This window comes from Candidatus Zymogenaceae bacterium, from assembly GCA_016931225.1.
In the GTDB taxonomy this organism is placed as follows: domain Bacteria; phylum Desulfobacterota; class Zymogenia; order Zymogenales; family Zymogenaceae; genus JAFGFE01.
The window spans coordinates 1-15,188 of record JAFGFE010000032.1 but is presented as its reverse complement, the minus strand read 5'-3'; the positions used below and the strand labels follow the sequence as shown (position 1 = coordinate 15,188).

11 protein-coding genes and 1 rRNA gene are annotated in these 15,188 nt (G+C 55.2%); 4 read left to right on the top strand and 8 right to left on the bottom strand.

What is annotated here, in order from left to right:
• Window positions 1-394, bottom strand: a 16S ribosomal RNA gene (locus JW885_12965); the annotation flags it as partial.
• Between the two features lie 539 nt (window positions 395-933).
• Here JW885_12965 and JW885_12960 point away from each other — a divergent pair.
• Complete coding sequence (locus tag JW885_12960) at window positions 934-1,776, top strand: tetratricopeptide repeat protein (protein MBN1883077.1); 843 nt, start codon at window positions 934-936, stop codon at window positions 1,774-1,776.
• 226 nt (window positions 1,777-2,002) lie between these two features.
• Entirely contained in the window at window positions 2,003-3,445 is a 1,443-nt protein-coding gene (locus JW885_12955) for a phosphoenolpyruvate carboxylase (protein ID MBN1883076.1), read from the top strand.
• A 63-nt stretch (window positions 3,446-3,508) separates the two neighbouring features.
• On the opposite strand, the gene JW885_12950 is transcribed toward JW885_12955, so the two are convergent.
• From JW885_12950 to JW885_12930, 5 genes are all read right to left on the bottom strand, one after another.
• The gene (locus JW885_12950) at window positions 3,509-4,678 is read right to left on the bottom strand and encodes a hypothetical protein (protein MBN1883075.1); all 1,170 of its coding nucleotides are present in this window, start codon (window positions 4,676-4,678) and stop codon (window positions 3,509-3,511) included.
• An 84-nt stretch (window positions 4,679-4,762) separates the two neighbouring features.
• Window positions 4,763-5,929: a hypothetical protein gene (locus JW885_12945; protein MBN1883074.1), complete on the bottom strand. Its 1,167-nt coding sequence runs from the start codon at window positions 5,927-5,929 to the stop codon at window positions 4,763-4,765.
• Between the two features lie 94 nt (window positions 5,930-6,023).
• On the bottom strand, window positions 6,024-7,187 hold the full coding sequence (locus tag JW885_12940; GenBank protein MBN1883073.1) for a hypothetical protein: 1,164 nt from the start codon (window positions 7,185-7,187) through the stop codon (window positions 6,024-6,026).
• 96 nt (window positions 7,188-7,283) lie between these two features.
• Entirely contained in the window at window positions 7,284-7,862 is a 579-nt protein-coding gene (locus tag JW885_12935) for an ECF transporter S component (GenBank protein MBN1883072.1), read from the bottom strand.
• A 134-nt stretch (window positions 7,863-7,996) separates the two neighbouring features.
• The gene (locus tag JW885_12930) at window positions 7,997-8,233 is read right to left on the bottom strand and encodes a hypothetical protein (protein ID MBN1883071.1); all 237 of its coding nucleotides are present in this window, start codon (window positions 8,231-8,233) and stop codon (window positions 7,997-7,999) included.
• A gap of 303 nt (window positions 8,234-8,536) precedes the next feature.
• Here JW885_12930 and JW885_12925 point away from each other — a divergent pair, with 303 nt between their 5' ends.
• Together JW885_12925 and JW885_12920 are read left to right on the top strand one after the other, a co-directional pair.
• Window positions 8,537-10,528: an ATP-dependent helicase gene (locus JW885_12925; protein MBN1883070.1), complete on the top strand. Its 1,992-nt coding sequence runs from the start codon at window positions 8,537-8,539 to the stop codon at window positions 10,526-10,528.
• Window positions 10,529-10,580: 52 nt separating this feature from the next.
• Entirely contained in the window at window positions 10,581-12,131 is a 1,551-nt protein-coding gene (locus JW885_12920; GenBank protein MBN1883069.1) for a leucyl aminopeptidase, read from the top strand.
• Window positions 12,132-12,251: 120 nt separating this feature from the next.
• Here JW885_12920 and JW885_12915 read toward each other — a convergent pair whose 3' ends face one another.
• Both JW885_12915 and JW885_12910 read right to left on the bottom strand, forming a co-directional pair.
• Window positions 12,252-12,851: a sulfotransferase domain-containing protein gene (locus JW885_12915; protein ID MBN1883068.1), complete on the bottom strand. Its 600-nt coding sequence runs from the start codon at window positions 12,849-12,851 to the stop codon at window positions 12,252-12,254.
• A 71-nt stretch (window positions 12,852-12,922) separates the two neighbouring features.
• Entirely contained in the window at window positions 12,923-15,055 is a 2,133-nt protein-coding gene (locus JW885_12910) for a glycosyltransferase (GenBank protein MBN1883067.1), read from the bottom strand.
• Window positions 15,056-15,188 lie beyond the last annotated feature (133 nt).

Below are 15,188 nucleotides of genomic sequence, written 5' to 3'. Positions count from 1 at the left end.
CGTCAGGGTTTCCCCCATTGCGCAAAATTCCTCACTGCTGCCTCCCGTAGGAGTCTGGACCGTGTTCCAGTTCCAGTGTGGCTGATCGTCCTCTCAGACCAGCTAACCATCGCGGCCTTGGTAGGCCATTACCCCACCAACAAGCTAATGGTCCGCGGGCCCATCCCTCGGCGACAGCGAAGCCACCTTTGACTTTACAATAGCAAAAGTAACGTGTTATGCGGTATTAGCACACCTTTCGGTATGTTATCCCCCACCGAGGGGTAGGTTACCCACGTGTTACTCACCCGTGCGCCACTGTACTCACCCACCGAAGCGGGCTTTCTCGTTCGACTTGCATGTGTTAAGCACGCCGCCAGCGTTCGTCCTGAGCCAGGATCAAACTCTCCAGTTAAACTGTTTCAGACATACGCATAAAGCGCCTGTCTGTTTTTGACGTGGTTGTTTCGGACGGGCATATTAAAAATATATGCCCCTATTATCGGTTGCCCGTTTACGTCACAAACGCGCACCGTGTGTCACCACACGTATTGCTTTCGGCTATTCAGTTCTCAAAGATCCAAAGGCGGTCACATCAGACCAAAGCACTCCCCCGTGGGGGACAATTTTTGATTATAGAGAAAGAACATGATGCTGTCAAGTAAAAAGTGAACTTTGTTGAAAAGTTCACTCTCTTTTTCCGCCGACCCACTCATTTGCCCCTCTTACATCCCCTTGTGTTAAGCGGAGTTTGAATGTATTACACCATAGGAAGAATGTCAAGAAAATAGTACGGGAAAAACATTTTTTCTCTCATACGGTCGAAAAAGGCCTTGACAAATGAATTGTCGTTGCATATACGAAGGTGAATGCAATACCATTCATTCCCCGTTCCGCACACGAAACAATTTCTTGTTGACACCGCTTGATGATTACCGTACAATCACTCCCATTATGAAAAAGACAAAAACACTCACACAGATTTTCGGTATTGTCCTGCTCGCATGCGTACTCATGACGGGCCAGGCGCTTTCCTTTGCGGACGAAAACGCGTTGGTGCTCCTGGAAGAGGGCGCGGCCCTCATCGATGCGGGAAACTATACCGATGCCATCGGTGTCTTCACCAAGGCCCTTTCCGCGGACTTCCCCCCGGAATATCAGCTCGAATCCAATTACGCCATTATATACATCGGCAGGGGCGAGGCGTACTTTCGTCTCGGCTTTTTGGACGACGCCCTGAATGACTTCGAATCCGCCCTGGAGCTGGATCCAACCAATCCCGAAGCCCTCAACGGCCGGGGAGTTATCAGGGAAAAGAACGGCGATAAAGAAGGGGCGCTGAAGGATTACACCCGGGCGCTGGATGCGGATATCACCGTTAACAGCATTTTCCTCAACCGGGCAACGCTGCTCCTTTCGATGGGTCGGTACGACGAGGCGGTGGAGGACATCTCCGAGTACATCCTTCTCGTACCCGACAATCCGGACGCCTACAATATCCGTGGTGAGATATACCTGGAGAAGGACCAGATTGAACTCGCCATGGCCGACTTCAATCGAGCGCTGTATATCGATCCATCGAACACCGAATCGCTGAAATACCTCGGCAGGGCGTATATCGAAAAGCTCGATTACGCTCGGGCCGAAAGCGAGCTGGATCGATCCATCACGCTCAATCCGGACGACGCGGAAGCGTATATACTTCGGGCCGAGGCCAGGGAGGGATTGGGCGATACATCAGGTGCAAAGTCCGACCGCGAGAAGGCGAAAACGATCAATCCGACCATCGGTGAATAGTGCATATGGGCTCGGTCTGAAACGAGATCCCTGTCTCGTGTGAAATTCCTTTATGCATTTATGCAATTCGACACGCACCGCCTTGTATGACGGCGCGTGTTTTTCATGCGGCTTCCGGAAATGTTCTCTTCCATGCCGCAGCGTGCGGACCACGCTCCGTTCGCGCACCCATTGAAAACCAGATATAAGGATTCACAGCATGACCGGATCGATGGTCCCCACGTGCATGAGCACCCAGCATCCGGATAATGTCACCCCGCCCTTTTTCGCCGAGAGCCTTGAGCTGGGGGGCGAAGACGAGGTGCAGGAGGCGTACTACGCCTTTTCCCATCTCGGATGCGAAGAGCAGATGTGGGATTGCGAGGGCAAGGAGGTGGATTCGTATGTCGTCAAAAAGCTCCTGACGAAATACGAGAGCTTTTTCCTCAAGCACCGGCTGGGAAAACAGAATTTTCTGACGCTCAGGGTTCCGAACCCGATGGTGGAGCGGGCCGAGGCGAAGATACTTCTGGAAACTCTGGAGAGCATTCCCCGCTCCTTCGACGCCGCACGGCTCTTTTACGGCAACGACGATGCACCCCCCATCTTCGAGGTGATCCTTCCCATGGCGTCGGCGGCGGCGGGCATCGATCGTATCTATCGCTACTATGCCGATTTCATCATCGGCCGCCAGACAAAATCGTTCAAGGCCGGTGACATTACCATCAAAGATTGGATCGGCGAATTCGGGCCTGCGACCATCAACGTCATCCCGCTGTTCGAAGACAGGGAGCATATGCTCACCGCCCACGAGATAACGGCGGAGTACCTCTCGGACAAGCGGGTATCGCATCAGCGGGTATTCCTGGCCCGGTCGGACCCGGCGATGAATTACGGTCTGCTGGGGGCGGTGCTGTTCAACAAGATCGCGCTGAAGCGCCTGTGGGATCTCTCCCGGGACAGCGGTGTCGACATCTACCCGATCATCGGCGTGGGATCGGCCCCCTTTCGAGGAAACCTCACCCCCCATACCGTGGGCAGGGTATTGTCCGAGTATCCCTCCGCCCGGACCTTCACCGTCCAGTCCTCGTTCAAATACGACCATCCGCCGGACGAGGTCCAGGCCGCCGTGGCCGCCATCCGGGCGCACACGCCGTCAATCCCGCCCCTGATCGATGAGGAACGGGGCCTTGAGATAATCGACCGCTATTCGAAGCGATACCGGGAGCAGATCGCCGCCCTGGCGCCGGTCATCAACGAGGTGGCTCGTTTTGTTCCCAATCGCCGCAAGAGAAAACTCCATATCGGCCTGTTCGGGTACGCCCGGGAAATGGAGGGAATCACCCTCCCCCGAGCGATCAAGTTCACCGCCGCCCTCTATTCCATCGGCCTTCCCCCGGAGCTGTTGGGGCTGGACGCCCTCACCGATGACGACATCGCCGCGGTGAAGACGTTTTACCGCTCCTTCACCCAGGACATCAGTGACGCCCTGCGGTATGCGAATCCCGATTCTTCTTTCGCTCCAAAGGGGATATTCGATGCGGCGGGACGCATCGCCCCGGGAGTAACGCCGGATGCGGACACCGCGGAGCTGACCTCCCGTATCGAGCGGGCCGTCATCGAGAGGAGGACCGAGACGGCGGCGGACCTGGTGCTCCAGGCCGCCCATCGGCGCGGATTTTTGGGATAGAATTTCTTACGGGATAACAGGGATCGGTCGGGGCGAAGGGGATGACCTCGCCGGGGACAGGATTCACACCACTCCTGCGATCGGATACGTCCCGTCCTCCCAGGCCGTCTCCAGCATGATCTTGACCTTTTTCATGTCCATCTCGCTGTGGGCGTGGACAGGGCTGAGGATGAAGCGCCCCCCCGGGGCGCAGAGCCGAACGATACGCCGGATCTCGTCTTTCACCTCGTCGGGGCGCGATCGCTCGGTGAGGAGGTAATCCACGCCGGCACCTCCCACGATGGTAAACCGGTCGCCGTGGGTCTTTTTCTCATACTCGATATCCACGTTCGACGTGTTCTCGAAGGCGTGCCCGCCGTCGAACCCCCACTTAATGAAGTGATCGAACAGCATCGTGTTGTCGCCGCAGGAGTGGATGAGAATCTTCCCGTCCCGGTCGTGGACGGCTTTTGTGATGCGGGAATACGGTGGGCCGAAGATCTCGTCGATGACCTTTGGGTTCATGATGGGCCCGGTCTTGAACGCCATGTCGTCCCCCTTCATGATCACCCGGATCCCGGCGTCCATCATGGCCGTAATCCCGGCCGTGACGTTTCTCTCCATGAAATCGATGAACTCCATGACAACGGGAGATCTTTTTCTGATGAAGCGGGCGAGGTTCTCAAACCCGAAGGAATGGATGATGGACTCAAACAGGCCGCCGGACATATCACCCATGATGCAAATGTCATCTCCGAATCTCGAGAGCGCCTTTTTAAAAAAGGTATAACACTGATGGGCCGCCTCATCGATATCATGGAAGTGGGGCCACGCCCGGTATGCCTCTTCCGTGGTGAATGCGGGCCCCCGGTACATGTATGTCACGTTGCTGTGACCGTCTTCGATGATGTCATAAAAGCTTCCTGTGGTCAGTGCGAAGGTGTTGGAATCCCACACCATGAACCGGGGCTCGAACAATCCCCATGCGGAATCAAAGCCCATGTCCCGGGCGACGCCGATCTTATCCAGCAATCCTCCCCACAGCATCGGATTGACCAGAACGTCCTTCAGCTTCATGCCCCAGTGTTCCAGTATGAATCGGGACACCGGATTGAGCAGGAGCACAGCGGGTGAAATCATCGGCGTCCCGGTCACCTGCTGGGCGGGCCACTCCTCCAGAAAGGGGCAGAACGTCTGTACCCGGTCCACCTTCCGCCCTTCGATGGCGGCGATAATGCGCTCGGTAGGATGCATGGAAGACTCCTCAATAACGGGGTGCGCGACTGCGTCTTATAGACAGGGCAAAAACAGGCTTCTAACGAGAGGTGAAATCGTTCGTTACACGTGAATCGGATACGTCCCGTCCTCCCACACCGTCTCCAGCATGATCTTGACTTTCTCCATGTCCATGTCGGGGTGGTCGTGCACCGGGCCGATGAGGAACCGACCTCCGGGGCCGCAGGTCCTGAGCAGATACCTGATCTCGTCGCGTACCTCGTCGGGGGTGGAGCGCTCGGTGAGGATGTAGTCTATTCCCACCCCCCCCACCATGGTGAACTGATCGCCGTGGGTCTTCTTTTCGTACTCGATATCGACGTTCGACGTGTTCTCATAGGCGTGGCCGCCGTCGAATCCCCATTTGATGAAGAGATCAAAGAGCTTCGTGTTGTCCCCACAGGAATGGATCATGATCTTCCCGCCCCGGTCGTGCACGTGTGTGCATAGGTTCGTGTAACAGCCGCCGAACAGCTCGTCCATGAGCTTCGGGTTGAGCATGGGACCGGTCTTGTAGGCCATGTCGTCCCCCTTGAGGATCACCTTGATTCCGGCGTCCATCACCGCCGTATGGGTCTTCATGATATACTCGGTGTTGTAGTCGACGAGCTTCTGGATATACGCCCGGTTCTTCTTCAGCCCCACCGCCAGTGCCTCGAACCCGATCATCTGCACCAGTATCTCGAAGGCGCCGCTGGCCACATCCGCTATGATGCAGATATCATCGCCGTACGTCTTGAGGGCCTTTTTGAAATAGGTGTACGCCCGATGGGCCAGCTCATCGATGTCCTGGTGATAGGGCCAGGCGTCGTACGCCTCGGGTGTGGAGACTGCGGGGCCTCGGTACATGAAATACATATTGCCGTGCCCGTCCTCGATCCAGTCATAAAACGCCCCCACCGTTTTTGCCAGGGACTTCGAGTCCCATATCATGAGGGTTCCCTCGTACGTGGACCAGGTCGAATCGAACCCCAGCTCCACGGCGCCCTTGATGCGGGTCAAAAGCGACGAATCCAAGAAGGGATCCACCAGCGTCTTTTTGAGTTTCGGCCCCCACTTGTCGAAGACAAAACTCATCAGGGGATTTTTAAACAGGAGTTTCGGGGGGATCAGCGGTTTCCCCAGGATCTGCTGTACCGGCCAGTCGTCCAGGCTGGCGCAAAACGTGGGGACTCGATCGGTTTCCCTGCCTTCTATCGCGGCGAAGATACGCTCGGTGGGGTTCATCATGGTCGTCGCTCCCTGTAAAAAGATGGTGAAATGCCTGCGTGTGCGTTCGGGACGTATCAATGAGGCCTGCGGCGCCGGACTCGGTCCGGCCCGATCACGCCCGAATCGGATAGGCGCCGTATTCCCACGCCGTTTCCAGCATGATTTTAACCTTCTCTATGTCCATGTCGGGATGGTCGTGCACCGGCCCCAATAAAAACCTGCCGCCGGGGGCGCACATCCTGAGGAGCCTTTTCGTCTCGTCAACCACCTCCTTGGGCTTCGACCGCTCGGTGAGAATGTAGTCCACGCCCACTCCTCCCACGATGGTAAATCGATCGCCGTGGGTCTTCTTCTCATACTCGATATCGACGTTGGACGTGTTCTCGTAGGAGTGACCGCCGTCGAATCCCCACTTTATGAAGAGATCAAACAGCTTCGTGTTGTCCCCGCAGGAGTGGAGCAGCACCCTGCCCCCCCGATCGTGAACGGCCTTCGTGATCCTGGTATATGATGGTCCAAACAACTCGTCGATGGTCTTTGGATTCATCATCGGCCCGGTTTTGAAGGCCATGTCGTCGCCGTTGAAGATGACCCGCACGCCTCCGTCCATCATGGCCATGTTCGTCTTCATGGTCAACTCTTCCAAAAAGTCGATAAATCTTCGGATGATGTCTGGATACTTTTTGATGAACACCGGGAGACCCGTGTATCCCAGGGACCAGAGCATGGTCTCATGAATGCCGAAAACGGTCTGCCCCAGGATGCAGATGTCATCCCCGTAGCGGTTGACCATCCGCTTGAAGAACTTGTACGTCTGGTGGGAGAGTTCATCGATATCCGGGAAATAGGGCCAGTTCTCGAAGTCCTCCGGGGTCTTGAAGGCGGGCTCCCGATACATGTACCAGGTATGGCCGTGCCCGTCGTCGACGATATCATAGAGCGACCCGGTCACCCGGGCGAAGGTTGTTGCATCCCAGAGCATGAAGGAGCGCTCGAACAGCCCCACCACCGAATCGAAGCCGAGGACCGTCGCCGCCTTGATGCTCTTTTCCCACATCACGTCGGCCACCGGATCGAGGAACAGGCGCTTGAGCCGTCTCCCCCATCGATTGTAGATGAACGCGGAGACCGGATTCAAAAGGAGGCTGCTCTTGGTTAAAAACGACGACCCCAGGATCTGGGCGACCGGATAGCTGTCGAGATAGTAGCTGAATGTCGGAACCCGATCCGGTTCCTTTCCTTCGATGGTCGATATAACACGTTCTGTGGGATTCATACGTTCTCCATTTCAGATATAACATCATGAGTGGTATAAATATAGCACATACAGTGTATATATTGACGTATTGTGGGATAGTTTTCTATATCAATCCTAATGGGGATTCAGTCGCTCATCGAGCCCTCTCATGAGAAACGGGCATATTACCGTCGCCGCCAGGGCGGAGAGCCCCCCCTGAAGAATGTTAAAGGGAAGCTCCGCCAGGGCCGGGGTGATATCACACGCATAAATGACATATTCGGCCGAGAAGTATCCGATGACCATCCATAATCCCGCTATCAGGAACACGCCGGCAAAAATTGCCATGGCCCGCACGATCCTCTCCGGATCGACCCTGAAAAGGCGCAGCAGCGCTCCGGCGATAAATCCCTCCAACCCCTTGATAACCAGGGTCCAGGGGGAGAAGTGGACATAGCCGCCGATGACATCCGCCAGCGCCGACCCCACACCGCCCGCCACCAGGCCGTATACCGGCCCCAAAAGGGCCGCGGCGATGAAAATGAGTGTGTCTCCCAGGTTGAAATATCCCTTTGTGATCGGTATGGGGATCCTGATGACCAAAGTCGCCACCGTCACCAGGGCGCTGAAAAGGGCCATCAGCGCCAGTGCTCGGACGGCGCCAAGACCCTCCCTTTTCTGTGTGTTTGAGACGGTATCCTGTTTCTCTTTCATGATAGGCCTTGGTTGCAGACAAAAAAAAATATCTGAATGCTCGATATGCCGGGATATCGGATACATATCAGGGACCGATACGATACGAAGGTACACTCACAATATTTATCGGAAATTGCAATGACGAGAATGTATCATCTGTATCCCCGATCCCGCTCAACAACCTGAATGGCGATGAGGCCGATATAGAGTTGCGTCAACTCGTTCAGGGTGATGACCTTCATCCGTTCTCTGATTTTTATGCCATGCTCGATCTGGTTCTTCAGGACACAGATGTCTGTCGGTCCGAAGTTCTCCAGCTCTTCGACCTTGTCCAGGATAACCTGCTGGTTGTTCTTGATGAAGGTCTTGAGTGTTCTCTCCCGCATCATCGGCATCACCCCTCTTGGCTTCCTTATACCATCTGGGCGAAACAAAATCAATGATAAACAAAGAGAGCCTGACGCGATGCGTTTCATATGCAATACCGCCGCTGCACGGACTGCCGGCTTACCTTCTGGCGTACGGGCGCATTTTCCCATCGAAAAACCCGCGATGTTCCAACTGTTTTGTGATACAATGTGGGCGTTCCCACGGCGACATGATACATCAAATGATACGTTATGGCGGTCGCGATATGCCGTATTTTTATACATGCGTGTCCGTAATGTGAATATTCCAGGTCTATTCTCCACATGAAAAAATACACACTGAAGCGAACCATAGAGGCGGCGAAGCCGGATTCCCTGTCCATCGATTATAGGACAGAACTGAACGACGAACAGTTCCGCGCCGCGACGTATGGTGACGGCCCGTCGCTGGTCATCGCCGGAGCCGGCAGCGGCAAAACCCGCACTCTCATCTATCGGGTTTCCTATCTCATCGAGAAGGGGGTGTTTCCCCCGTCGATACTGCTCCTCACCTTCACCCGGAAGGCGGCCCAGCAGATGCTCGCCCGGGCGGCGGTCCTCACCAGAAGCCGCCTGGACGCTCCGTCCGGCGGCGTGAGCGGCGGGACGTTTCACTCCTTCGCCGCGACGGTGCTCCGGGAGTTCTCCGAGCTGATCGGCTACTCCCCCTCGTTTTCGATCCTGGACCGGGCCGATTCCGACGACGTCATAAGCCTCATACGATCCCGCATGAACCTCGACACGAGAGAGCGGAGGTTCCCGAAGAAGAAGACCATCGGCGATATGTTCAGCATGTCGATCAACCGATCCATAAGCCTCAAGGACGTCGTCGAAGACCGATACTCCCAGTTCGCCCGGGAGATAGACGCCCTCTATGAGCTCTGGTCGGGCTACACTGAATACAAAAAGAAGCACATGCTGATGGACTACGACGATCTCTTGGTTTACCTGGTGAGGCTTCTTGAGGAGTCGGAGTCGACCCGCCGAACGTTATCAAGCAGGTATCGCTACATCCTGGTGGACGAATACCAGGACACCAACAGCCTTCAGGCGAAGGTCGTGAGTCTCCTTGCCGACAGTCACCGAAACATCATGGTGGTGGGGGACGACTCCCAGAGCATCTATTCCTTCCGGGGGGCGGATTTCCAGAACATCATGCGGTTTCCTGAGCTGTTCCCGGATAGCAGCGTCATTACTCTGGAGCAGAACTATCGCAGCACGCAGCCGATTCTGACCCTGGCCAACACCGTTATCGACCGGGCCGAGGAGAAATACACCAAGATCCTTTTCACGAAAAAGGGCGGCGGGACGCCGCCCGCCCTGGTGCCGCTGCCGGACGAGAGCGCGCAGTCGCGGTTTGTGGCGCAGCGGATACTGGATCTCAGGGAGGAGGGCGTGGAGCTGGATGACATCGCGGTGCTCTTTCGGGCCGGGTTCAACTCCTTCGATCTGGAAATCGAACTGAAAAACCGCAACATCCCCTTCATAAAATACGGCGGCTTCAAGTTCATGGAGACGGCCCACGTGAAAGACGTGATCGCCCACATCCGGGCTGCAACGAATCCGAACGACATTGTGAGCATCAACCGGATGCTCCTTTTGGTGGAGGGGGTGGGGCCGAAGGCCGCCCAGGAGATCGCCGCGGGCTTCGGTGGGGAGGCGTCCGTGTCACGAATGCTGGCCTCCTTTTCCGATGACAGGCGCTTCGGGGCGGGGCTGGCCCGGTTGGCCCGGGCGCTTTCCCTCGTCGAGCGGGAGCGTATCCACCCCGCCGAGGCGATAGAGCACATTATCGAATACATCGGCCCCGTTCTTACTAAGAAGTACGACGACCACCCCAAGAGGCTCCAGGACCTGGAACACCTGGCGGTTATCAGCCACAAGTACGGCACGATCGAGGAGTTCCTGACGGACATGGCCCTGGAGCCGCCGTCGGAGAGCATCTCCGACATCACCCCGGAAGACCCGGACCCTGAGCGGCTGATCCTCTCGACCGTTCACTCTGCAAAGGGTCTGGAGTGGCACAGCGTCTTCGTCATCTGGGCGGCGGAGGGATACTTCCCCACCACCTACTCGGCCGAATCGAGTGCGGAGCTGGAGGAGGAGCTACGGCTGATGTATGTGGCCGTCACCCGGGCGAAGGAGAACCTCACTATCACCTACCCGGTGAAAATCATAACCCACCGGGGGCCGACCTTCGCCCGGCCGTCTCGGTTCGTCAACGACATCGACACCGACATCCTGGAGCCCTGGGTGGTGGAAGAGGAATGGGACTGATCGGCTGATACCCGCCGATCCCGAGGAACAAGACCGAATACCGGAGCATCTCATGAAAAAGACCATATCGGCACACCTGCCGAAGCTGATCATAGTTCATGAAGACCCCATCGCCGTCGCCGCCCCGGCGCTGGCCTTGGGGATATTCTCAAAAGGCGATCTCCCCCCGCTGGCCTCGGCCATCGACAAAAAATTGGGGGGGCACATCAGTCGTATTATATCCGACGGCGATTTCACCGGAGGTGATGCGAGTATCGCCGTGATCTATCCCCCGAAAGATTCGGGGGTGAAGGCTGATCGGATCATCCTGGTGGGCCTGGGAAAACGGGAGAATCTGTCTCTCCGGGTCCTGAAGGCGAGGGCCGCCGCGGCGGCGAAACGGGCTCTGGGCCTCAAGGTGGCGGGACTCACCCTCCCCTTCGACCTAGGGACGGGGGCGGAACTCGATGCCGCCGAATACACCGACGCCGTCGTCCTGGGGGCGATGCTGGGGGCCTACCGTTTTAAGGAGTTCAAGGGGAAAAAGAAGAGCGACGACGAGGAAAACAAGGACAAACACATCGAAACCCTGACGCTGATCGGGAAAAAGGACGTCGAGATTTCAGCGCGTCGCGCCCGGGTCGTGGCCGATTGCGTGTATCTCGCCCGGGATCTCTCCAACTCCCCGGCAAATCACCTGACCCCCTCGTCCCTCGCCTCCCGGGCCCGGGACCTGGGAAAAAAGTTCGGGCTGATCGTCGATATCTACGCGAAGGCGGAGATAGAGAAGATGGGCATGGGGTCGTTTTTAAGCGTGTCAAGGGGAAGCCACGAACCCCCGGCCCTGATAGTCATGTCCTATCTCTCGAAGAAAAAGGGCATCAATTCCGTCGCCCTGGTGGGAAAGGGCATCACCTTCGACTCCGGGGGCATATCCCTGAAGCCGTCTTTGAACATGGACCAGATGAAAACGGATATGAGCGGGGGGTGTGCGGTGTTCGCCACGGTCCTGGCGGCGGCCCGGCTGGGGCTGGATACCGACGTGGTGGGCGTCATCCCGGCCACAGAGAACATGCCCGGCGGCGGCGCCACGAAGCCGGGAGACGTGGTAACTGCCATGGACGGCACCACCATCGAAGTCCTCAACACCGACGCCGAGGGACGGCTGGTTCTTGCCGACGGCATCTGTTTCGCCAAGAGGTACAAACCCGCCGTTATCATCGACCTCGCCACCCTGACCGGGGCTGCCGTTGTGGCCCTGGGTGGCAAAACGGCCCCGCTCTTTTCCACCGACGAGGGCCTGCTAGGGCGCCTTCAGGCGGCGTCGGAGGCGTCCGGAGAGCGGGTCTGGCCCATGCCGCTCTTCGAGTACTTCGAGCGGGACATCAAGAGCGACGTAGCGGATATTAAAAACATCGGTAAGGGGCGGGAGGCGGGAAGCATCATCGGCGCCACATTTCTGAAACACTTTGCCGGGAAGGAACAGTCCTGGGCCCACGTGGACATCGCCGGAACCGCCCGGGCCGATGGCGACTACGAATGGGTCAAAAAAGGCTCCACCGGATTCGGGGTGATGCTCCTGGTGAAATACCTGGAGCGGTTGGACGAGAATGGAAGATTATAAATGGGAACGAAGCAGTTGATACGACCTACCCCCTTAAACAAATGTAAACCCGGCTTTATGACGGCTTTTCGATAATTTCCAAGGACGTACTGATCGTTTTTGCTGGATCAATCGTGATTATTACAGACCAAATATATCGTTCAGATAGGCGATATCATCGGCCGATAACTCATCTGTATAACCTCCGATCTTTCCACGACGAACCTTGGGCGATTGATTTCTCGGACGCAGCCAGGGATGCTCGAACGATTCCGATTCTTCAACCTTCTTCATGTTTTCAAAGCGTGCATCCATGATAGCTTTTCCCAACGCATCGGGATCAATCTCGAAATCATAGTAGGTTAGTATCTTCCGTATGACCGTCTCCATGTCCTCGTGACAATCCTCATAAAAAACCGTGAGAAAATCGAATCTGTCACAAAGCGTCGCCCATATGTCACGAAACCGCATTAGGTTCCCGGCCCCGAAGTATTCATCACGAATAAAAGACGAGATATCTTCCTCGTAGTGAAAAAAATCCTTGAATCTCCCGGTAACTTGGTAGTACAGACTCACCATGACGTCACGCGGATCCCGTTCGAGATAAACCAGCTTTCTGACCTTTGAGTACTCCTTTAATCGACGCTTTATATCGAAATCATGCGGCGGCTTCGTTCCATCATTGAATTCGAAAGAGTCATGATGAAACCTTATACCTTTGTCGTGGTCAAGTTGCGTCATAATAAAGCGTATCCATGTCCTCCCGGACTTCGGATATGAGACAAAATGATGATCTGTTTTCGATTTTCTTCTCACAGCTCTATCCTTTTAAAAATCCTGGAGATACCAAGATGATCCGGCTGCATATCCCGCTTGACAGGCACTTCCTCGAATCCGTTATCGGCGAGGATTTCGTCTATTGTATCATCACTGTATGTCTTCTGGGTGGTCCTTATGGCGATGTAGTATCGTGCCAATGATACTATGTGCTGAAATGTATCTTTCCTGTAATTTTGCGGTAGATGATGATGTAGCCCGAGGTATAACACGATATCATATCGGTCTTCGATCAGGTCCTTCTGGGCTTGATAGAATGTCTCCCACCGGGATAAATCAGCGCTTCGGAATTCAGCGTCTGCCCATTGCGAACATATCGCATTGGCCACGGCGACACGATACGGATCCAGCTCGAATCCATGTACCTTCGCCGCTCCCTTTTTTAGAAATTCCCGGGCAACAATCCCCTCGGCAGCACCGAAATCTATAATACTCATCCCTTCGGCCCTTTCAATAAGGGGATACAGATCTTTCATCCTCGCTTCAAGGGGCCACTTCCCGTATATCCCCAGTTCGGGGGCGTATGCATAGTGCCGCCGTCCATCGTGACGAATGAGGCGAAGGAGGGACTGTGCATATTCAGCCCACCCATATCGGCCCCCATCTGTGATAACTTTCTGAGCGGATGCCGCTAAGCGACGACAGAATTGCTCGTCATTCATCAAGAGCGTGATCCCATCCGCGATGGAGGATGGAGTCGGATCGTCAATAACCAGGGCGGTCTCTTTATCACGTGCGAACGCTGTGGTCCCGTGGGGCGTGCAGATCACTGGCACTCCTGATGCCATGCCCTCGGCAACCATGTTGGCCCATCCGGCGTTTTTTTCAGTCATCACGACACAGTCTACAGAATGATAGAAACGCTGAAGCCCTTGCTCATCCAATATGCCGAGCAACTCCAGCCTTCCCTGATCTATATACTTTTTGTATCTAAGTGACAATTTAAAGGCGTCTATACCGAACATGCGGATGCGCACCCTTTCAGGAAGGTGGGCCAGGGATTCAATCAAGGGATCCGGATTTTTTTGGGCCAATCCACCAACCACCCAACATGTGGGAGTGAGTGGGTGGGTTTGATAGGCTACGGGACGAAACGCCTGAAGGTCCACCCCCCCGACCAGAAAATGAAACCGGTCCGCCTGAAAGCGGGTAAAAGAACCTATCGGCCAGTGCGTGTTGTTGAAGATGACAATATTGGGTGAAAAAGTTTCGTTTACCCGTTTGAATCGCTCCAATCTGCTCTGATCGTTCAATATGTGCTGTATCCGAACACCAAAATTTCCCCTGTTGAAAATGGAAAGTCTGTCAATGATCTCCTCGGAGAATCCCGCACCGGGCACCATCACCGCATCCCAGTGCATTCTTCTTGCTTGCTGAAAAGAAAATATTGGAAAGTCGCTTTTAATGCGTGGTTTCGGCTTCTCCGACATCACGACAAAACAGACCTCATGACCCCATTTTTTCAATACTCTCCCGGCCCGCTGGAAACGAAGCAATCCCCCTGTTGGGTACAGAGTCTCACAGATAATGAGAAGACGCATCCGCGGGGGCGATGGGATTTCGTGCGGATGGGTAACTTGCACCTTTCTGAGAACCGTGATCCCGCCGTTTTTCTCACATGTCACATATTTCTTTGTGGATACAATCACCTCGATCAGTGTGCGTGCGTCCTTATCGGTTTTCCTCCCCTCATGGACTGCAAGTATTCCACTTGGGACGATGAATGGTTCCCATTGGTTAAAGTCCCGTTTTAATTGATGATACGAATAATTTCCGCTTAAAAAAAGCAGGCCGATGGGTTTTCGCCAGAAAGGAGCGGCCTCATCGCTGGACAGTGCGGCTCGTGAAATGCCGACTGGCATATTAAAAGACTCTCCCTGATTCCATGGATCGCGATCCAACCCGGAGTATTTCACTGGTTCAAAACAGAAAATTTCCGGAATGGTTTCATCCGTTCCGTGCCTGGAGACGATACCCCGGAATTCGGCCCCGATGTATCCACAGTCCGGACCGATCGTTACAACACAGCCGATCGAGACATTCCGGACGAGCTGTCTGAAAAGGTCCTTTTCCTTCGTGGAAAAACCAGTATTTCGTTTTTTAAACATGTTTCCGACCCGATGAGTATTGCGATCGTACGTATGAAATGTCTTTATATGCGGTAGTCACGAGTTGTGTTGACAGTTTGCCTTCCTGCAAGACGGTTCTACTATACTACGCTACGCTTTCCTCGGCTACCGT